Here is a 21,482-nt window from a genome sequence, read left to right on the forward strand (position 1 = left end):
ATTTTACTCTTCCGGTACAACGATCAGGTCTTTAGTAAAGTCATTCAGAACTTCACATCCATCTTCTGTGATGATTACAAGGTCTTCGATACGAACACCGATGTTCTCATCCGGGAGATAGATTCCCGGCTCTACTGAGAAGCACTGTCCAACCTTGATGATGTCAGTATTAACAGATGATACATCACCAAATTCGTGATCTTCCAGTCCGATAGAATGTCCTGTTCTGTGTGTGAAATACTCGCCAAATCCTTTTTCCTCGATGTAATTTCTTGCAGCAAGGTCAACATCGCACATTCTATTTCCCGGTTTGGCAGCTTCGATACCTCTTCTGTTTGCTTCAACTACGATATCATAAATTTCTTTTGCACGGTCAGATACTTCACCGATGAATACAGTTCTTGTCATATCTGATGCATAGTTATCTTTAAATCCACCGATATCAAGAATTACACAATCTCCGCGTTTTCCTTTGGAATCATCTGTTACATGATGTGGATCTGCAGCGCCATGTCCGTATGCTGTAATTGGATCGAACGATACATCTTCACATCCGATTTCTTTGTAAATTTCACGCATTTTTGCATTTAATTCTTTCTCAGTTAATCCTTTTGCTACCCATGGAATGATCTTTTCCATAGCAATATCATTTAACTTAGAAGATTTTCTCATAAGATCTTTTTCTTTCTCATCTTTTACCATACGGATATAATCGATGATCGGAGATCCGTTTACAAATTTACTTCCTCCGCCTAACTCCTGCAGACGAATAAGGAATTTTGACGGCCATGTTTTATCAATTCCCATTGTCTTATCTTTATCTACATACTTGCTTAAGATCTCTACTCCGTCTTCAATGTCATCATAATAGATAATATCTACGCCAAGATCTGATTCCTGTGGAAATAATTTGTTGATTACCATTTTATGATTTCCGTTCACATTCAGATACAATGCCAGAAGTCTTTCTCCCGGGAAAATCCACTTGCCTGTCAGATAGAAGATCGCAACCGGGTCAGAAACGATCATCTGCGGAACCTCATGCTCCTCCATTGATTTTAATATTCTTGTAAGTTTACCTTGATCCATAATAGAACCCCAACCTTTCTTAAAATGTTGACAGAATCTGTTACTATTTTCGCTGATTCTCACTGACAATTATTATAAACTTTTTAAATATAAAAGTCAATTTATATATACAAATAACAGTAAACGTTAGTGATATTAACTTATTCTTCATTAAAAAAAGAAAATGTCCACACTTTTCAGTGTGAACACTTTCTTTTTATTTGACTTATATTTTATTCTTCATCTTCAGATACAGCAACTGTTTCTTCTGCAATATCTTCTACTGCATCTTCTGTTCCTTCATCAAGAGTAATCTCCTGATTCATCTCATCTGCATCTTTGAATTCAAAATCAAAATCGTCCTCAAAGTCCAGTTCGTCTTCCATTTCCATCTCTGTGTTCAACTTGATGTCACGATACTTTCTCATACCTGTTCCGGCAGGAATATGTTTACCAATGATAACATTCTCTTTCAGACCTACCAGCGGATCAACCTTACCCTTAATAGCAGCTTCGGTCAGGACTTTTGTTGTCTCCTGGAAGGAAGCGGCAGACAGGAATGAATTCGTAGCAAGGGAAGCTTTTGTAATACCCATGATGATCTGCTCACCTGTTGCAGGTTCTTTACCTTCTGCTTCCAAAGCTTCATTTACATCCTCAAACTCAAGTCTGTCAACATTTGTTCCCGGAAGGAATTCTGTGTCTCCGGACTCTTCGATACGTATCTTCTTCAGCATCTGACGAACGATAACCTCGATATGCTTATCGTTGATTTCTACACCCTGCAGACGATATACTCTCTGAACTTCCTGGATCATGTAATCCTGTACAGCACGAAGTCCTTTGATTCTCAGAATATCGTGTGGATTTACACTACCTTCTGTCAGTTCATCACCGGCTTCCAGTTCTGCGCCGTCAGCCACCTTGATACGTGATCCATAAGGGATCAGATATGCTTTGGATTCACCTGTTTCTTTATTTGTCACAATGATCTCACGTTTCTTCTTCGTGTCATTTAAGTTAGCAGTTCCTGCGATTTCTGTGATAATTGCAAGTCCCTTAGGCTTTCTTGCCTCGAAAAGCTCCTCGACACGAGGAAGACCCTGTGTGATATCTCCACCGGCTACACCACCACTATGGAATGTTCTCATAGTAAGCTGTGTACCAGGTTCTCCGATTGACTGTGCGGCGATGATTCCGACAGCTTCTCCAACCTGTACCGGCTCACCTGTTGCCATGTTGGATCCGTAACATTTTGCACATACACCATTATGTGAACGGCATGTAAGGATTGTACGGATCTTAATCTGTGTCAGCGGCTCGCCCTTCTCGTCAACACCCTTTTTACAGATCAGCTCTGCACGTTTCGGTGTTACCATGTGATTTGCCTTTACAAGGATGTTACCATCTTTATCTACGATGTTCTCACAGATATAACGTCCTGTGATACGATCCTGCAGACTTTCGATCACTTCGTTTCCATCCATGAATGCTTTTACATACATTCCAGGAATCGGTGCTCCCGGTTTTGCACAGTCTACTTCGTGAATGATCAGTTCCTGTGATACGTCTACCAGACGTCTTGTCAGATATCCTGAATCGGCTGTACGAAGAGCTGTATCGGACATACCTTTTCGAGCTCCATGTGCAGACATGAAGTATTCCAGTACATCAAGACCTTCACGGAAGTTTGATTTAATTGGCAGCTCGATCGTATGACCTGTTGTATCGGCCATCAGACCACGCATACCTGCAAGCTGTTTGATCTGTTTGTCAGATCCACGGGCTCCGGAATCTGCCATCATGAAAATGTTGTTATATTTATCAAGACCGTCAAGCAGCGCCTTTGTAAGGGCATCGTCAGTTGCTTTCCATGTCTCTACAACTTCTTTATATCTTTCTTCTTCTGTAATGAGACCACGTTTGAAGTTCTTTGTAATCTTATCTACAGTATCCTGCGCATTTTTGATCATCTCCGGTTTCTGCGGAGGTACCGTCATGTCAGAAATGGATACGGTCATGGCAGCTCTTGTTGAAAGCTTGTAACCCATAGCCTTTACATGGTCGAGTACTTCTGCTGTAGCAGTAGCTCCATGTGTATTGATAACTTTTTCAAGAATCTGTTTCAGCTGTTTCTTTCCTACATGGAAATCAACTTCCAGAAGCAATTCATTTCCTTCTACGTCACGGTCTACAAATCCCAAATCCTGTGGAATGATCTCATTAAACATGAAACGTCCGACTGTAGATTCTACCGTTCCTGTCTTCACTGTTCCATCTGCCATCTTCTTGGATACACGTACTTTTACACGTGAATGAAGTGTTACGGCAGCATTTTCATAAGCAAGAAGTGCTTCGTTGAAACTCTTGAAGATCATGCCTTCTCCCTTGGCACCAGGACGCTCCTGAGTCAGATAATAGATACCAAGTACCATATCCTGTGAAGGAACGGCTACCGGACCACCATCAGACGGCTTCAGTAAGTTGTTCGGTGACAGAAGTAAGAAACGGCACTCTGCCTGTGCTTCTACGGAAAGTGGAAGATGGACAGCCATCTGGTCTCCGTCGAAATCGGCGTTGAACGCTGTACAAACCAGTGGATGAAGCTTGATAGCCTTACCTTCTACAAGAATCGGTTCAAATGCCTGAATACCAAGTCTGTGCAGTGTAGGAGCACGGTTCAGCATAACCGGATGCTCTTTGATTACTTCTTCCAGAACATCCCATACTTCCGGCTGAAGTCTTTCTACCATCTTCTTAGCATTTTTAATATTGTGTGCTGTTCCGTTCTGAACCAGTTCTTTCATAACAAATGGTTTGAACAGCTCAATTGCCATTTCTTTCGGCAGACCACACTGGTAGATCTTAAGTTCCGGTCCTACAACGATAACGGAACGTCCGGAATAGTCAACACGCTTACCAAGCAAGTTCTGACGGAAACGTCCGGACTTACCTTTCAGCATATCGGAAAGAGATTTCAGTGCACGGTTACCAGGTCCTGTTACCGGACGTCCGCGGCGGCCATTGTCAATCAGAGCATCTACAGCTTCCTGAAGCATTCTCTTTTCATTTCTAACAATAATGTCCGGTGCGCCTAATTCAAGAAGACGTCTCAGACGGTTATTTCTGTTGATGATTCTTCTGTACAGATCATTCAGGTCAGATGTCGCAAAACGTCCGCCATCCAGCTGTACCATTGGACGAAGATCCGGTGGGATAACCGGGATATTTGTCATGATCATCCATTCTGGCTTGTTTCCAGACTCACGGAAAGCTTCTACTACTTCCAGACGTTTTACGATTCTTGCTCGTTTCTGTCCGGTTGCACCTTTCAAGCCTTCTGTCAATTCTGTATATTCTTTCTCAAGATCAATGTTCTCAAGAAGTTCTTTGATGGATTCTGCACCCATTCCTACACGGAATGTGCTTCCCCATTTTTCTCTTGCTTCCTGATATTCAGCCTCTGATAATACCTGTTTGTACATCAGATCTGACTCACCTTTATCCAGTACGATATAAGAAGCGAAATACAGTACTTTTTCCAATGTTCTCGGGGACAGATCAAGAATCAGTCCCATACGGCTTGGAATTCCCTTGAAGTACCAGATGTGCGATACCGGAGCAGCAAGGGCGATATGGCCCATGCGCTCACGACGTACACTTGCTTTTGTTACTTCAACACCACAACGGTCGCAGACCACACCTTTATAGCGGATCTTTTTGTACTTTCCACAATGGCATTCCCAGTCCTTGCTTGGTCCGAAAATCTTTTCGCAGAACAGTCCGTCTTTTTCAGGTTTTAAAGTTCTATAGTTGATGGTCTCTGGTTTGGTAACTTCTCCTTTTGACCATTCCAGAATCTTTTCAGGTGATGCCAAACCGATCTTGATCGCATCAAAAGTCATTGGCTGATAAGTTTGTTCCTTATTATTTTCTGGCATACTTTGGACCCCTTCCTATTCATCATCAGATGAATCGCCGAAATCATAGTCATCATTTTCTTCAAAATTCATATCGAAATCATCGTCTGATTCTGGTTCTTCTTCTACATCAACCAGCTCTTCACCCTGGAATTCCTGTTTGCTGTATCCGTGTTTACCAAAGTCTTCGTCATCATCATTACGATATCTTCTGTCTCCCTCGATCAGAGAACGGAAATCTGTCTCTCCCATATCGGAAGTTTCCATAATCTCCACTTCTGTATTGTCATCACGTAAGACACGTACGTCCAGTCCGAGTGACTGTAACTCTTTGAGCAATACCTTGAAGGATTCCGGAATTCCCGGTTCAGGAATATTCTCACCCTTGATGATTGCTTCGTAAGTCTTCACACGTCCGATGACATCATCTGACTTCACAGTCAAGATTTCCTGCAGTGTGTATGATGCACCATAAGCCTCCAGTGCCCATACCTCCATTTCTCCGAAACGCTGTCCACCGAACTGAGCCTTTCCTCCTAATGGCTGCTGTGTAACCAGTGAGTAAGGACCTGTAGAACGTGCATGGATCTTGTCGTCTACCAGGTGGTGCAGTTTCAGGTAATGCATGTGTCCGATGGTTACCGGGCTGTCGAAGTACTCACCCGTACGTCCGTCACGCAGGCGGACCTTACCATCTCTTGAAAGCGGAACACCTTTCCAGAGTTTTCTGTGTTCTCTGTTGTCTGACAGATACTGCAGTACTTCCGGAAGAAGTTCTTCTTTATGTTTTGCTTCAAACTCTTCCCAGCTTAAGTTGACATAATCATTTGCCAGATCAAGAGTATCCATAATATCAATCTCGTTCGCTCCGTCAAATACAGGAGTTGCGATGTTGAATCCAAGTGCTTTTGCAGCCAGGGACAGGTGAATCTCCAGGACCTGACCGATATTCATACGTGACGGTACACCCAGTGGATTCAGCACGATATCCAGTGGACGTCCATTCGGCAGGAATGGCATGTCTTCAACCGGAAGTACACGGGAAACGACACCCTTGTTACCATGACGTCCGGCCATCTTGTCACCGACAGAGATTTTTCTCTTCTGTGCAATATAGATACGGACTGACTGGTTTACTCCAGGTGACATCTCATCACCATTCTCTCTTGTAAATACCTTTGCATCCACTACAATACCATATTCTCCATGAGGTACTTTAAGAGAAGTATCTCTTACTTCACGGGCTTTCTCACCGAAGATTGCACGAAGCAGTCTTTCTTCAGCTGTAAGCTCTGTCTCTCCCTTAGGAGTAACCTTACCTACCAGGATATCTCCGGCACGGACTTCTGCTCCGACACGGATGATTCCTCTTTCATCCAGATTCTTCAGTGCATCATCACCAACACCTGGAATGTCGCGTGTGATCTCTTCTGGTCCAAGCTTTGTATCACGTGCTTCTGCTTCATATTCTTCAATATGAATAGAAGTATATACATCATCCTGCACCAGTCTTTCACTAAGCAAAACAGCATCCTCGTAGTTGTAACCTTCCCATGTCATGAATCCGATCAGCGGGTTCTTTCCAAGTCCAAGTTCACCATTAGATGTAGATGGTCCATCTGCAATAACCTCGCCTTTTTCGACTCTGTCTCCTTTGAAGACGATTGGTCTCTGGTTATAACAGTTGCTCTGGTTACTTCTCTGGAATTTTGTTAATTTATATTTTTTCAGTTTTCCGTCATCCTGACGAACTGTAATCTCTGTAGAAGTAGAACGTTCTACTGTACCGCCTTCTTCAGCGACCACACATACACCGGAGTCAACGGCAGCTTTTTCTTCCATACCTGTTCCTACTGCCGGAGCCTCGGTAAACAGGAGCGGTACTGCCTGACGCTGCATGTTTGATCCCATCAGGGCACGGTTCGCATCATCATTCTGAAGGAATGGGATTAAAGCTGTAGCCACAGAGAATACCATCTTAGGAGATACGTCCATATAATCGAACATTCTTCTTTCATATTCCTGTGTCTCTTCACGGTAACGACCAGATACATTTTTACGTACAAAATGTCCTTCTTCGTCCAACTGCTCGTTCGCCTGTGCTACATGATAATTATCTTCTTCATCCGCTGTCATGTATACAACTTCATCTGTTACTACCGGATTAGTCGGATCATCATGGTTGATCTTACGGTATGGAGCCTCGATAAATCCATACTCATTAATTCTTGCATAACTTGCAAGAGAGTTGATCAGACCGATGTTAGGTCCTTCAGGTGTCTCTACCGGACACATTCTTCCGTAGTGAGAATAGTGTACATCTCGTACCTCGAATCCTGCACGGTCTCTTGACAGACCACCAGGTCCTAACGCTGAAAGACGTCTCTTATGAGTCAGCTCACCAAGCGGATTGTTCTGATCCATGAACTGTGACAGCTGGGAAGATCCGAAGAATTCTTTCACTGCTGCTGTTACAGGCTTGATATTGATCAGGGACTGTGGAGAAATGCCCTCCATATCCTGTGTTGTCATTCTTTCACGAACCACTCTTTCCAGACGGGAAAGACCGATTCTGTACTGATTCTGAAGCAGCTCTCCTACAGAACGGATACGTCTGTTACCCAGGTGGTCGATATCATCATCTGTTCCGATGCCATATTCCAGATGCATATTATAGTTAATAGAAGCTAAGATATCTTCTTTTGTGATATGCTTTGGAATCAGATCGTGGATGTCTCTCTTGATTGCATCCTTTAATTCATCAATGTCTCCGGCTGTCTCTTCCAGAATTCCAGCAAGTACAGGATAATACACCTGCTCTGTAACCCCTACTTCTTCCGGATCCACATCAACAACAGCATCAAGGTCAACCATCATATTTGAAAGTACCTTGATCGGTCGTTCTGTCTCTTCTACGCTGATCCATACATATGGAACTGCATTGTTCTGGATTGCGGAAGCCAGTTCTCTTGTGATCTTGGTTCCTGCTTCTGCCAGAACTTCCCCTGTCATTGGGCTTGCAACATCTTCTGCCAGCACCTGACCACTGATACGGTTCTTTAACGCAAGCTTCTTATTGAACTTGTAACGTCCTACTTTTGCAAGATCATAACGTCTCGGATCAAAGAACATACTTGTGATCAGACTTTCAGCACTGTCTACTGCCAGAGGTTCACCCGGACGGATCTTCTTATATAATTCCAGAAGTCCTTCCTGATAATTCGTTGCAGCATCTTTCTCAAAACTTGCCAGGATCTTCGGCTCTTCTCCAAAGAGTTCGATGATCTCTGGATTTGTACCGATTCCCAATGCACGAATCAACACAGTGATCGGTACCTTTCTTGTTCTATCTACACGTACATAGAAAACGTCATTAGAATCCGTCTCATACTCCAGCCATGCACCACGGTTCGGGATTACGGTAGCTGAATACAGTTTTTTACCTAATTTGTCATGTGCAATGGCATAATAGATACCAGGAGAACGAACTAACTGGCTGACAATTACACGTTCCGCACCATTGATCACAAAGGTACCTGTTCTTGTCATCAGTGGAAGATCTCCCATAAAGATCTCATGCTCATTGATCTCATCTGTCTCTTTATTGTGAAGTCTTACTTTGACTTTCAGAGGTGCAGCATATGTTGCATCACGTTCTTTACACTCATCAATCGTGTATTTCACTTCATTCTCACACAAAGTAAAATCCACGAAATCCAGGCTTAATTTTCCACTGTAATCTGTAATTGGGGAAATGTCATCGAACACTTCATTTAACCCTTCATCCAGAAACCACTTGTAAGAATCTGTCTGAACTTCGATCAAGTTAGGCATCTGAACGACTTCTTTCTGTCGGGCATAACTCATTCGTGAACTTTTTCCACTTTTAATAGGACGAATTCTGTTTTTCTCCATATTGACGTTTCACTCCTCATTTATTTTTCTGGCTGGGCTTTTCACCGCCCATATAACTTGCAGAGTCTCAAAAAACAACACAATTTATTGTTTTTTTCACGAAATCATGGCATAACTATCCACAATAGCGCATTTTTTACTATAGCACAGGCCTGTCAAGTATGTCAAGCAAATCCGCACTATTTTTTCAGTTCTTTCTTATATTCAGCATCCCTTATAATACGAAAGGGCATCCCGTCACCGGAATGCCCTGATAATTCAATCAAACTCGAATTATTTAAGGTTAACTTCAGCACCTTCTGCTTCAAGTTTAGTCTTGATTTCTTCAGCCTCAGCTTTAGAAGCGCCTTCTTTGATTACCTTTGGAGCTTCGTCAACTAATGCTTTAGCTTCTTTCAGTCCAAGTCCTGTTACTTCACGAACAACTTTGATAACTTTAACCTTAGCTGCTCCTGCAGAAACTAATTCTACATCGAACTCATCTTTCTCTTCTGCTGCTGCTCCACCTTCTGCTCCAGCTGCTGCAACTACAACACCTGCTGCTGCGGATACACCAAATTCTTCTTCACAAGCTTTTACAAGATCATTTAACTCTAATACAGATAACTCTTTGATAGCTTCAATAAATTCTTCTGTTGTTAACTTTGCCATTTTATTTTCCTCCATTTTTCTTATTTTCTTTTTTGAAATAAATTATTACGCTGCCATCAGCCTATTCAGCTGCTGGTGCTTCTGCAGCTTCTTCTGCTGCCGGAGCTGCTTCACAAGCATCTGCTCCACCTTTTTCTGCGATCTGATTGAGAACGCGAGCCAGGTTTGTGATAGGTGACTGTAAGCTTCCAAGTAATTTGGAAAGAAGCTCTTCTCTTGAAGGAATCTTAGCAAGTTCATTTAATGCGTCTACATCATATAATGTTCCTTCAACCACACCTGCTTTTAATTCAAGGGCTTTTGCATTCTTTGCAAATTTGCAAAGGATTCTTGCCGGAGCTGTTGCATCATCTTTAGAAATAGCGATAGCACTTGGTCCTTCTAAGTGCTCATCTAATGCTGCGAAATCAGTTCCTTCAAAAGCTCTCTTCATCATTGTGTTCTTACAAACTTTGTAGACAACGCCTGCTTCTCTTAACTGTTTACGCATCTCTGTATCTTCTGCAACAGTCAGTCCACGGTAGTCAACAAGGACAACGCTTGTTGCGTCTTTCACGTCCTCTGCAATAGCCTGTACAACTGGTTGTTTTAATTCAACTTTTGCCACGAATGGTGCACCTCCTTGTAGATTTGTAAGTTTACACCGCCGACAGATATAAATGTAAAAAACCTCTATATCCAAAGACATAGAGGTTGATAAGTCATACTTTAGTATCGATCTTTCCTCGGTAGGCGTCCGCATAAAATGTGTTCTTACGCTCTTTCAAGCACCTACTGTCTTCGGCAGTCTTGTAGTATATTATCATATGCGTGTGTTATTGTCAAGAGATTTTTCATTTTCTTTTACAAAAAAACTTTGGTATAAAAAAACTCCGTATACAGCATCACATCTGTATACGGAGTTTTTATTCATTATTATCTTGCGGATTAAACAAGCTTCATTGGGTTGATTTTTACACCAGGTCCCATTGTTGAAGTAAGTGTTACGCTCTTAAGGTACTGTCCCTTAACTGCTGCAGGTCTTACTTTGTTAATCGCATCAATAAGCGTCTGGAAGTTGTCTGTAAGCTGTTCTTCAGTAAAGCTTGCTTTACCTACTGGCACATGGATAATGTTTGTCTTATCAAGTCTGTACTCGATCTTACCAGCTTTGATTTCCTGGATAGCTTTTGTAACGTCCATTGTTACTGTACCAGCCTTCGGGTTTGGCATTAATCCCTTAGGTCCAAGTACACGTCCGAGACGTCCAACAACACCCATCATGTCTGGTGTAGCTACTACTACATCGAATTCAAACCAGTTTTCATTCTGGATCTTAGGAATAAGTTCTTCTCCACCTACGAAATCTGCTCCGGCTGCTTTAGCTTCTTCAGCTTTGGCATCTTTCGCAAATACAAGAATACGAACCTTTTTACCAGTTCCGTGTGGCAGAACAACTGCTCCACGAATCTGCTGGTCAGCGTGACGTCCGTCACATCCAGTTCTGATATGAGCTTCAATTGTCTCATCGAATTTTGCTGTTGCAGTCTTTTTAACTAATGATACTGCGTCTGCTACATCGTAGAGTGTTCCTCTGTCGATTGTTTTCGCAGCTTCAACGTATTTCTTTCCTCTTTTCATTCTATAAACCTCCTAGTGGTATTGTCGGGATAACCCTCCCACATTAATCTTCATCAATTATTCTGTTACAGTTACACCCATAGAACGGCATGTACCTTCTACCATGCTCATAGCGCTCTCGATTGTAGCAGCATTCAGGTCTGGCATCTTTGTCTTAGCGATTTCCTCAACCTGAGCTTTTGTGATTGTAGCAACTTTTGTTTTGTTAGGTACACCTGAACCAGATTTGATGTTGCAGGCCTTTTTGATCAGAACTGCTGCCGGTGGTGTCTTTGTGATGAAGCTGAAACTTCTGTCATTGTAAACCGTGATAACTACAGGGATGATCATATCTCCCTGATCTGCAGTCTTAGCGTTGAACTGTTTTGTAAATTCAACGATGTTTACACCGTGCTGACCAAGAGCAGGTCCAACCGGTGGTGCCGGAGTAGCTTTGCCGGCTGGGATCTGTAATTTAATATAACCTTCTACTTTTTTTGCCATTTCAATTACCTCCTTGTGGTGATGGCGGGGAACATACAACGCCCCTCCCACTTACTGTTACATTTTCTTAACTTCTGCGAAACCAATTTCAACCGGGGTCTCGCGGCCGAAGAGCTCAACATTAATAGTAAGGCTCTGCTTCTGCATGTTGATAGACTGGATTACACCAACCGTATCTGCCCATGCTCCAGCGATTACCTGGACTGTGTCGCCCTCCTCGTAGTCCATGACTACTTCCTCTCTCTGGATTCCCAGAGGAGCCATCTCCGCATCTGTAAGCGGCACCGGCTTAGATCCAGGTCCGACAAATCCTGTCACACCTCTTGTATTACGAACAACGTACCATGTATCATCGTTCATAATCATGTGTATCAACACATAGCCTGGAAACATCTTTTTCTGAGATACTTTCTGGACACCGTTCTTCATCTCAACAACGTCTTCCAGCGGTACTCTTACTTCAAGGATCTGATCCTCAAGATGTCTGTTCTCGATTGTCTTATCAATGTTGGCTTTTACTTTGTTCTCGTACCCTGAATAGGTATGAACTACGTACCATTTTGCCTCTGACATAATCTCACCTTTCTTGTCCGTTTTGAGTTATTTAATTAATAAATCTACTCCGTACTGGGCGAAAAAATCTACAACTGCGATAATCGCTCCCAGGACCACGGATACAGAAACAACCGCTGCCGTCTCTTTTGCAACTGTCATCTTGTCTGGCCATACGATCTTCTTGAACTCTCTGTTCAGACCTTTGAACCAGCTTTCTTTCTGAGTTTTCTTACCACTCATCGACATTCACTCCTTCTTGCGGCGATTATTTTGTCTCTTTGTGCAATGTGTGTTTCTTACAGAATCTGCAGTACTTCTTGGTTTCCATACGTTCCGGATGAGATTTCTTATCCTTTGTCATGTTGTAGTTACGCTGCTTGCATTCTGTACACTCCAATGTGATTCTTGTACGCACAACTTCCACCTCGCTTTATATTCTTAGTTAACGTGTTTCGTGGCAGCTTGCGATGCTGCCCGATTTTAGGCATAAAAAAAAAGCCTACTTCCATTCGCCCGAATATCGTATCATATCCAGGCTTAAAAAGCAAGCTTTTTCCTATATTATTTACATTTTTTTGAAAGAACTTTTTGGGAATAAATCTACTGTAGCTGCTTATACCAGATATTTCCGGGATTAACGGAACGCAGCTGATAACTTCCATTCTGATACACAAATTCGGCGCTCATCTGCGAACTTCCGTCTGCATCTTCTACGCCATCACCTGTTTCTGACACAGACCGGCTCTCATTTTTATTTTCTTCTTTAAAAGTAACTTTATAATCATAGGACAACGTTCCCCTGACCACTCCTGTTACACCGCTGATCACATATTTTCCTTCATAATTATCAAGTTTTACTTCTTTCGTTATATAACCGTCTCCGGAACCGAGCTGCTTCTTCAGGTCATTATAGAATTCTTTGTTCTCTTTTTTGCAGGAAGAATCCTTCTCAAACAATCCTGCTACTTCAGAGAAAGATTTGCCTGCCTTCGCAGCTTTCACATATGCGTTCAGGATGTCCTGCATCTTTCTGTTGAATTTCTTTTTCCCATTTTCCGATATCTTCATCTTAGAAATCGTCGCATTTCCTTTATCTGACGCCCGGAACCCGGACCGGTACATCCGGAAGCACGGAACTTTTACCTTGATCTTATGTTCCCCCTCAATCAATGACACTTTGTATTGTTCCAGATTGTCAGAGTCATCTTTCAGCTTAGAATCCTCCGTCAGTTTTATATCATCGATCCAGGCTTTTGAACCTGCCGGAAGATAGAGATTAAAGTCATTTGCTACTATCTCGTCTGATGATACTTTCCAATCAGTAAAAAAAAGAAAGTTTCGTTTTTTCTGTTTTTGAACAATAAGCATCTTCGTCTTTTCTTTGTTATCTTCTGTCTTATATGCAACGGTAAATGCACGCTGCTTTCCGCCGGATTCTACCTCTGTCTGACGATTTTCCTTTGTCTCTTTTATTTCATAACCGGAAATCCCAGTAACTGCATTTTTCTTCATATAGCTTACATATTCATCCTGCGTTACATATCCGTTTTTCGGAAGATCTGACAGACGTCCTGCCTTCTTCCAGTTTTCCTGCATGTACGCCTTACAATAGCGCTCTGCCACCGCCTCCGGGCGACCGTGATATACTTCTATAATACAGAATACAGCAACTATAAGGATCCCTGCTGCAATTCTTTTCACTGCTTTCTTCTGTCCGGTTGTCATATCTGACCAGGAACGTTTATCCCGGATAAATTGCGGCACACGGCTCGGATCTTTTCCTTCTTTTTCCCGTTTTATCTTCTTTTCTTTCCGCTTTCTCTCCCAGGACTGAAGAATTTCTTCATATGCATCTTCTTCCGGAACATCTTCATAGTCCTTTTTCTTCTTGATGAAATCTCCGATATCCCCCGTGAACATACGTGTCGGCTCATCTGCCTCTTCTTTGCTGTCCTCTCCGATCATTCTGGTCGGTTCTTCAACCGGTTCTTCTTCCGGAGTTTCATTCTCTTTCAGATCCTGTTCTCTCAGCTTAATCTTCCTGTGAAGTTCCTGTTCCAGTTCTTCCCGCGTCACTTCTTCGATCATATGGCCCAGATTCTCCGGAATTGTGAGCTGCTTTTTCAGACCATCATTTTCTTCCGGTTCTTCGCTCCACTCTGGTTCGAATAATTTCTTCGCTTCATCAATTACTTTCTCCGATTCCTCTGCTATCTCCTGATCGGAAAATTCTACCTTCCGGGCTTTTTCCAGTCCTTCCAGATCATTATATAATGTTTCCTCTTTTGATTCGGGAAGACGCATTCCACAATAATTGCAGAAACGGGCATCATCTGGATTGTCAGACTTGCAATTCGGGCATTGACGCATAAGCATTCCTCCTTTTCAAATCACAGCCGGGCAGTCATGCCTGCTTGCCGTTTTTTACTTCTTGCATTATAACACTAACTTGAAATTCTAGCACATATTCTCCTGCTGTTTTTCAAAATCCTGTAAATCTTATGTCAAAAAATGTCAAAAAATCCGGCAGGCCTCACAAAAGCCGCCGGATTTTACTGTTAACTTTATCTACACTTAGAATAATCCTGTGATCCTTCCTTCATCATCCACGTCAATTCTTTCTGCTGCCGGAACCTTCGGAAGACCAGGCATCGTCATGATGTCTCCTGTCAAGGCTACAATGAATCCTGCCCCCGCAGAGACTTTCAGATTGCGGACTGTAATGTCAAAGTCTTTCGGTGCTCCAAGTTTCTTCGGATCATCGGTCAGACTGTACTGTGTCTTCGCCATACAGATCGGTGCGTTGCCGAATCCAAGATCCGTCAGCTGTTTTACCTGCTTCTGGGCTGCTGCCGTAAGTACTGCTTTATTACCGCCATAGATCTTCTGCACGATCTGATCCAATTTATCTTCGATCGTTCCTTCCAGTTCATATGCATAGTGGAAATCACTTGGTTCCTCACACAGACGTACCACTTCTTCTGCAAGCTTCAGACCGCCTTCGCCGCCCTTTGCCCATACTTCGGAAAGTGCCACGTTTACTCCGACCTCTTTACATTTCTCCTCTACAAGATCCAGTTCCGCTTTGGTATCCGTCGGGAACGCATTGATCGCAACAACACATGGAAGTCCATATACGTTCTTAATATTATCCACATGTTTCATTAAGTTCGGAATTCCATTTTCTAATGCTTCCAGATTTTCTTCATTCAGATCTGGTTTTGCAACGCCGCCGTTATACTTGAGAGCTCTTACAGTTGCTACGATCACGACTGCATCCGGTTTGATTCCTGCCATACGGCATTTGATATCCAGGAATTTCTCTGCCCCTAAGTCTTCTCCGAATCCTGCTTCTGTGATCGCATAATCTGCAAGCTTCATTGCCATTCTGGTCGCCGTCAGTGAGTTGCATCCGTGCGCAATATTGGCAAATGGTCCGCCATGCACGATTGCAGGTGTATGCTCCAGTGTCTGTACCAGGTTCGGTTTCAAAGCATCTTTCAGAAGTGCGCACATCGCACCTTCTGCATGCAGGTCATGTGCTGTTACCGGTTTTTGGTCTGCGATCTTGCCATAAGTATAACCAACAATAATCTTTCCGAGTCTTTCTTTCAGATCTGCAATATCCTTCGAGAGGCAGAGGATTGCCATGATTTCAGAAGCAACAGTGATATCATAGCCGTCTTCTCTCGGCACACCATTTACCCTTCCGCCAAGTCCGTCTGTGATGAAACGGAGCTGACGGTCATTCATATCCACACATCTCTTCCATACAATTTTTCTTGGATCAATATTCAGGTCATTTCCCTGATAGATATGGTTATCGATCATTGCTGCCAGTAAGTTATTCGCAGCTCCGATCGCATGAAAATCTCCCGTAAAATGAAGGTTGATATCTTCCATCGGAACAACCTGCGCGTATCCTCCGCCCGCAGCTCCTCCCTTCATACCGAATACAGGTCCAAGAGATGGCTCACGAAGTGCCACCATGGGCTTTTTCCCCATTCTCTGCAGGGCATCTGCAAGACCTACCGTGGTAGTTGTCTTACCCTCTCCTGCCGGTGTCGGATTGATTGCGGTCACAAGAATCAGCTTCCCGTCTTCTTTATCTGATTTCTTTAAAAAATTATAATCAATCTTTGCTTTATACCTTCCATACTGTTCCAGATATTCTTCTGGAATTCCTGCTTTTTCTGCCACCTTTGTGATAGGCTCCATCATACATTCCTGTGCGATCTCAATATCTGTTTTCATCATTCATTTCCTCCTGATCGTATGTTGTCTTTCTGAATTCCCGGTCCTTTTCATACAACACTACCGGTTCTTCTGTATCCGGTGTTGTAAAAAAAGGACAACACTCATCCTATTTAGGATAAATGCTGCCCAGACGGTCGGCTTCTACCAAGTATCTGATTTCCCTGTGGTACTCCACATTATCCGTCAGTCATCAGATCTTCTCTTTGTCTTTTACTATATTATAAGGATGGAAAATTGTCAATCCGGAAAATTCACCTGCATCATCCGGATGCTCGTAACACAGTCTTTATTTTTCATCTTTTTTAATAACTGTAGACTTTTTCCCCATGTGATATTCTTTTCCCTGCGCCCGCATGATACTTCTTGAAATCACATCTACAATAATAAATCCGAATGCAATACCAAGACACGTTTCGAGCAATACCCGTGCATGTTCTGCTGCCATTGAAAAATTTCTGCTGACTACACCATACATCAGATAATACAGCCTTGCCCCCGGCATCAACGGAAAGACCGATGCGGTCAGGAAGACCGTGGACGGCGCATGATCGATTCTCGACATAATAAATGCATATCCTGCAACAAAACAGGACGCAGCTACTATTGCGGAAAAATTATTCGGATACCATGCATACACCAGTAAATATATCCCCCATGTCAGAAATGCCCCGACACCGGAATACAGGATTTTCTTTCCCCGTATTTTGAACCAGCTTGCATAACCGATACAGCCTATCGTACAGGAGATCAGCTGAATCACGGTATTTTTATTCACATCAAATCCTTCTGCCGATACATTTCCCATCACCAGCATTGCAAGTGCGATCCCGAAAGCAATGCCAAACGCACCAAGCATTGAATTCATTACTTCCAGTGCTCCGGATATAAAGTTTCTCTGCATCACATCACGTATCCCATTGATCACACCAAGTGCACTGACCAACAGCATGATAATTCCTATCATGATACGGTCCGGATGATCTCCTAATCCGATCCTGGCAGCACTGATGATCACAACCTCCGATAAGAATGCAAGGATCAGATTGTAGATCATCGGGTTGCCCTCCCGCTTACCAAGCCATCTGCCTGCCAGAACGATCATCAGGCAGACAATCAATGCAACAACTGCATCCTGCATATCCCCGCCGAAGAATACGGTAAACGCCGTTCCACCTGTAATCTGTGCGATTCCTGTGATCAGTTCACTCTGATCCGGCCGTGCCATTACTTTTTTATAGCGCCGGACCAATTCTTTGTCGTCCGGATTATATGCACAGACATACCGTGACAGGGCATTCAGATAATTCAGCCTGTCGTAATCTGCCCCTGTAGACTCTATATGCCTGATCTGTGTGAGAATCTCACCTTCCGGCGACTCCACCGTCACCTGTATATTACTTGGAATCACATATACATCATATTTTACGAAACCATAGCTCTTATACATACGGTACAGGCTGTCTTCTACCCGGAAAATTTCCGCCCCGCACTGTAACATTGCTTCTCCTATATTCAGGATTCCCTGTACTAACTTTTCATAATTCATAGATTTCAATTATTATTTCTTTCCACCGATCAGCGGAAGATTCAATGCGCTTTTACCGATATGATATTCTCTCTTCATTGCATGCATGATACTTCTGGATGCCACATCTACGATGATAAATCCGAATGCAATTGCAAGGCAGGTCGCCAGAAGAATAATCGTCTCATCAAAAACCATCTGCGGATCCTGGCTGACACACCCGTACATTACATAGTACAGATTCGGTCCTGGGATCAGCGGGAATACCGATGCAGTCAAAAAGATGGTTGAAGGTGCTTTATTTACTCTGGACATGATAAATGCATAAAATCCAACAAATCCTGCTGCAATCATGGTTGCCATGAAGTTACTCGGTTTTACTGCGTATACTGCAACATAGATTGCCCATGTAAAAAATGCTCCGATACTGTTATACCATACCTGTTTTCCACGGATCTTGAACCATAATGCAAATCCCGTACATGCAACCGTGCAGGAGAGCAGCTGGATCGGTACACTGTGATTCAGGATAAAATGATCGGAATATCCCTCGTGGAATAATATGATTGCCAGACCAATTCCAAATGCAATTCCCGCTGCTCCAAGGAACGAATTCATAATATTAATGAATCCGGAAATGAAGTCTCTCTGAAGAAGATCCCTGATTCCGTTCGTTGTACTCAATCCACTGATCAGAAGCATGACGATACCGATCATAATACGGTCCGGATGCTCTGCAATTCCCATCTTCAAAGCTCCGATAATAATCACTTCTGATATAAACGCAAGAATACCATTGTAAACCAGTAAGTTGCTTTCACGCTTCGCAAGCCAGTCACCGACTGCAACGATCATCACCGATACTATAAATGCAATGACCGCATCCCGGAGGTTACACCCGAAAAATACAGCAAATCCTGTTCCACCCATGATTCCTGCCGCATATCTTGTGATACGCTTCTGTGGTTCACGATTGATAACTTCCAGATACTTCTCACGCATCTCATTTTCATCCGGTGTATGCTGACAGACATATCTGCACAGATTATTCAGATAATCCAGCTGGTCAAAATTCGGCTCCGACGACTCGATATGACGTATCTGTGTAATAATCTCGCCTTCCGGTGTCTCCACCGTCACCTGTATATTACTCGGAATGACAAATACATCCGATCTCTTAAATCCATAGCTTCTGCACATGCGGTAAAAGCTGTCTTCCAAACGGAAATTCTCTGCACCACTTTGAAGCATCGCTTCTCCGATGTCCAGGATCCCCTGTACAATCTTGTTATAATTCATCTTTTTTACCCCTTGTTTTCCTTCATAAAATTACCATTTCCTAAATCTAACATTTGAATCATATCATGGATTTTCTATAAGTCAACATAATTATTGTAAAATGTAATAACAGTTTGTAATACCAGTCTTAGAAGCTCTTATATTTGCAGCTTTTAATATTTCCTTTGAAATGCGAATCCCCTGACTATTCCCCCACGTTTTTACTTGTGCCTGCATAAAGTAACCTCCTTCGTTTTTTCTAGAGTATCCACCGGTAAAAACCAACGAACAGATTCGGAAAACTTTTGATTCCAGAAAAGCTGAATTATTAAATCGATTTTGTGTTTAATCCCGGTTCTTATTATACATAAACATCCAAAGCGCCATCGCACATATGATCACATATCCCAGCACGCTATACCTATCCGGTACCTGTCCGAACAGAAAGAAGCCCAGAATCGTCGAAAAGATGATCTGCGAATAATCATAAATGGATATCTCTTTCGCCGGTGCATGATAATAAGCCGCCGTGATTCCGAACTGGCCGCCTGCAGCCGCAAGTCCCGCACCCAGAAGCGTTAAGATCTGCAGGCCGCTCATCGGATGAAAATCCAGAAGCAGATATGGCAGTGTAACCACACACGAGAATCCTGAAAAGAAGATTACAACCGAAGAACCTTTCTGTCCTCTCTGCCCCAGGATACGCACCATCGCATAAGCAATACCTGCGCAGATCCCGCCGCACAGTCCGATCAGTGACGGTACCAGTGCCATATTCGTAAATGTCGGTTTGATTACAAATAAGCTTCCGATGAATGCACCCGCAACCGCCAGTGCCTGTGCCGGACTCATCTTTTCTTTCAGCAATAAAAATGAAAAGAGAATTACAAAAAACGGCGACATCTTATTCAGCATCGATGCATCCGACAGCACCAGATGATCCACCGCATAGAAATTACACAAGATTCCCACCGTACCGAATGTCGCACGCAGAATCATATATTTCAGATTTCCCTTTTCGATTTTGAATCCATCCTTACTTCTTATGATCATGATCAGCGCAATAAAAAAAGCTACCAGATTTCTGAAAAAGCTCTTCTGTAACGAAGGCAGATCACCGGATAACCTTACGAAAGCATTCATGAATGCAAATGATAACGCCGATAATGTAATGAAAAATATTCCTTTGTATCTGGAATTCATAAACTTACACTTCCTTATGATTTATTTCTTTATATCTTACGTTATGTCATTTATCTTACCACGAAAAATTTTAACTGTGAATATATCCGACAATTGGACTTGATTTTGTACAACTTGCTACAATTCTTTTACATTGTCGCATTCTCCCATAAACGCACCTATCTGTTGATAGAATTTCAACTACAGATATGCTAAAATATTTTTGGATAATGAAAGGAGAAATGTAACATGAGACCCCTTGAGACATTTATCGAACAACGCAAAGAACGCTTCGTCAGAAACAGCCTGATGTCTGACGAATTTCTGGATTTTGTTAATAAAAATATGAAACCAATAGAGAAACAGATGTCCTATTATCAATGTGCCATCATGGAAGTAGAGACGAAATTCAAAGTATTAAATGAACAGTATTCCCTGGAATATGACCGCAATCCGATTGAGGATATCAAATCCCGTGTCAAATCCATGGAAAGCCTGATTAAAAAGATCCGTAAAAAAGACATACCTCTCACCCTTTCTTCTATTGAAGAAAATATCCATGATATTGCCGGTGTCCGTGTCATCTGCTCTTTTCCGGATGATATCTACATGCTTGCGGACTGTTTGCTTTCTCAGGATGACATCACACTTCTTGAGAAAAAAGACTATATCAAAAATCCAAAACCGGGCGGATACCGCAGCCTTCATCTGATTGTCAGTGTACCAATCTTTTTACAGGACGGGAAACGTAACATGACTGTAGAAGTCCAGCTTCGTACGATTGCCATGGATTTCTGGGCAAGCCTGGAACATAAGCTGCGTTACAAGAAAGATATCCCGGCTGACAAAGCAAAATATCTGGAGGATGAGATGCTTGCCTGCGCACAGATCAGTGCCGACCTGGACATGCGTATGCAGAACGTCCGTGATGTAATTGCTGAGAATGCTAAACCAGACGAACAGTCTTTATTATTAAAAGATTTGTCATAAAAGACATATTGAAAAATGCGCCAAAAAAGCACTGCGAA

Annotated in this window: 17 protein-coding genes, 1 riboswitch and 1 other annotated feature; of the genes, 1 reads left to right on the forward strand and 16 read right to left on the reverse strand. The window is 42.7% G+C overall.

What is annotated here, in order from left to right; genetic code table 11:
* Window positions 1-3 precede the first annotated feature (3 nt).
* From GT508_RS06610 to GT508_RS06685, 16 genes are all read right to left on the reverse strand, one after another.
* Window positions 4-1,089, reverse strand: a complete 1,086-nt coding sequence (locus tag GT508_RS06610) for a M24 family metallopeptidase (protein WP_028087897.1) — start codon at window positions 1,087-1,089, stop codon at window positions 4-6.
* 212 nt (window positions 1,090-1,301) lie between these two features.
* Window positions 1,302-5,009 (reverse strand): DNA-directed RNA polymerase subunit beta', encoded by a 3,708-nt coding sequence (rpoC, locus tag GT508_RS06615; RefSeq protein ID WP_138375734.1) that lies wholly within the window; start codon window positions 5,007-5,009, stop codon window positions 1,302-1,304.
* 15 nt (window positions 5,010-5,024) lie between these two features.
* Complete coding sequence (gene rpoB / locus GT508_RS06620; RefSeq protein ID WP_055281967.1) at window positions 5,025-8,903, reverse strand: DNA-directed RNA polymerase subunit beta; 3,879 nt, start codon at window positions 8,901-8,903, stop codon at window positions 5,025-5,027.
* 273 nt (window positions 8,904-9,176) lie between these two features.
* Complete coding sequence (rplL, locus tag GT508_RS06625; protein WP_028086477.1) at window positions 9,177-9,554, reverse strand: 50S ribosomal protein L7/L12; 378 nt, start codon at window positions 9,552-9,554, stop codon at window positions 9,177-9,179.
* 61 nt (window positions 9,555-9,615) lie between these two features.
* A complete protein-coding gene (gene rplJ, locus GT508_RS06630) occupies window positions 9,616-10,161 on the reverse strand; it encodes a 50S ribosomal protein L10 (protein WP_028086478.1) in 546 nt (181 codons plus the stop codon).
* Window positions 10,162-10,208: 47 nt separating this feature from the next.
* Window positions 10,209-10,356 (reverse strand) — a sequence feature (ribosomal protein L10 leader region).
* A 125-nt stretch (window positions 10,357-10,481) separates the two neighbouring features.
* Window positions 10,482-11,174, reverse strand: coding sequence for a 50S ribosomal protein L1 (rplA, locus tag GT508_RS06635; RefSeq protein ID WP_006428125.1), 693 nt, complete (start codon window positions 11,172-11,174; stop codon window positions 10,482-10,484).
* Window positions 11,175-11,231: 57 nt separating this feature from the next.
* Window positions 11,232-11,657, reverse strand: a complete 426-nt coding sequence (gene rplK, locus GT508_RS06640) for a 50S ribosomal protein L11 (protein ID WP_006428124.1) — start codon at window positions 11,655-11,657, stop codon at window positions 11,232-11,234.
* 57 nt (window positions 11,658-11,714) lie between these two features.
* Window positions 11,715-12,230 carry a transcription termination/antitermination protein NusG gene (gene nusG / locus GT508_RS06645; RefSeq protein WP_006428123.1) on the reverse strand — a complete coding sequence of 172 codons (516 nt, stop codon included), beginning with the start codon at window positions 12,228-12,230 and terminating at the stop codon, window positions 11,715-11,717.
* Window positions 12,231-12,257: 27 nt separating this feature from the next.
* Entirely contained in the window at window positions 12,258-12,452 is a 195-nt protein-coding gene (gene secE, locus GT508_RS06650) for a preprotein translocase subunit SecE (RefSeq protein ID WP_330376550.1), read from the reverse strand.
* A 25-nt stretch (window positions 12,453-12,477) separates the two neighbouring features.
* The gene (gene rpmG, locus GT508_RS06655; RefSeq protein WP_028086482.1) at window positions 12,478-12,627 is read right to left on the reverse strand and encodes a 50S ribosomal protein L33; all 150 of its coding nucleotides are present in this window, start codon (window positions 12,625-12,627) and stop codon (window positions 12,478-12,480) included.
* A 185-nt stretch (window positions 12,628-12,812) separates the two neighbouring features.
* Window positions 12,813-14,582 carry a zinc ribbon domain-containing protein gene (locus GT508_RS06660; RefSeq protein ID WP_161143829.1) on the reverse strand — a complete coding sequence of 590 codons (1,770 nt, stop codon included), beginning with the start codon at window positions 14,580-14,582 and terminating at the stop codon, window positions 12,813-12,815.
* Between the two features lie 204 nt (window positions 14,583-14,786).
* Window positions 14,787-16,466 (reverse strand): formate--tetrahydrofolate ligase, encoded by a 1,680-nt coding sequence (locus GT508_RS06665; RefSeq protein ID WP_192934789.1) that lies wholly within the window; start codon window positions 16,464-16,466, stop codon window positions 14,787-14,789.
* Between the two features lie 120 nt (window positions 16,467-16,586).
* A riboswitch (ZMP/ZTP riboswitch) is annotated at window positions 16,587-16,670 on the reverse strand.
* A gap of 85 nt (window positions 16,671-16,755) precedes the next feature.
* Entirely contained in the window at window positions 16,756-18,015 is a 1,260-nt protein-coding gene (locus GT508_RS06670; protein ID WP_161143847.1) for a threonine/serine exporter family protein, read from the reverse strand.
* Between the two features lie 12 nt (window positions 18,016-18,027).
* Entirely contained in the window at window positions 18,028-19,293 is a 1,266-nt protein-coding gene (locus GT508_RS06675) for a threonine/serine ThrE exporter family protein (protein ID WP_118224589.1), read from the reverse strand.
* A 90-nt stretch (window positions 19,294-19,383) separates the two neighbouring features.
* A complete protein-coding gene (locus GT508_RS14795) occupies window positions 19,384-19,509 on the reverse strand; it encodes an AbrB/MazE/SpoVT family DNA-binding domain-containing protein (protein ID WP_262568865.1) in 126 nt (41 codons plus the stop codon).
* A 108-nt stretch (window positions 19,510-19,617) separates the two neighbouring features.
* The gene (locus tag GT508_RS06685) at window positions 19,618-20,475 is read right to left on the reverse strand and encodes a DMT family transporter (RefSeq protein ID WP_161143831.1); all 858 of its coding nucleotides are present in this window, start codon (window positions 20,473-20,475) and stop codon (window positions 19,618-19,620) included.
* A gap of 228 nt (window positions 20,476-20,703) precedes the next feature.
* Between GT508_RS06685 and GT508_RS06690 the strand changes: the two genes are divergently transcribed.
* Window positions 20,704-21,444, forward strand: coding sequence for a GTP pyrophosphokinase (locus GT508_RS06690; protein WP_117598170.1), 741 nt, complete (start codon window positions 20,704-20,706; stop codon window positions 21,442-21,444).
* The last annotated feature ends 38 nt before the right edge of the window (window positions 21,445-21,482 follow it).

The organism is Dorea sp. BIOML-A1 (assembly GCF_009875615.1).
Lineage (GTDB): Bacteria > Bacillota > Clostridia > Lachnospirales > Lachnospiraceae > Dorea_A > Dorea_A amylophila.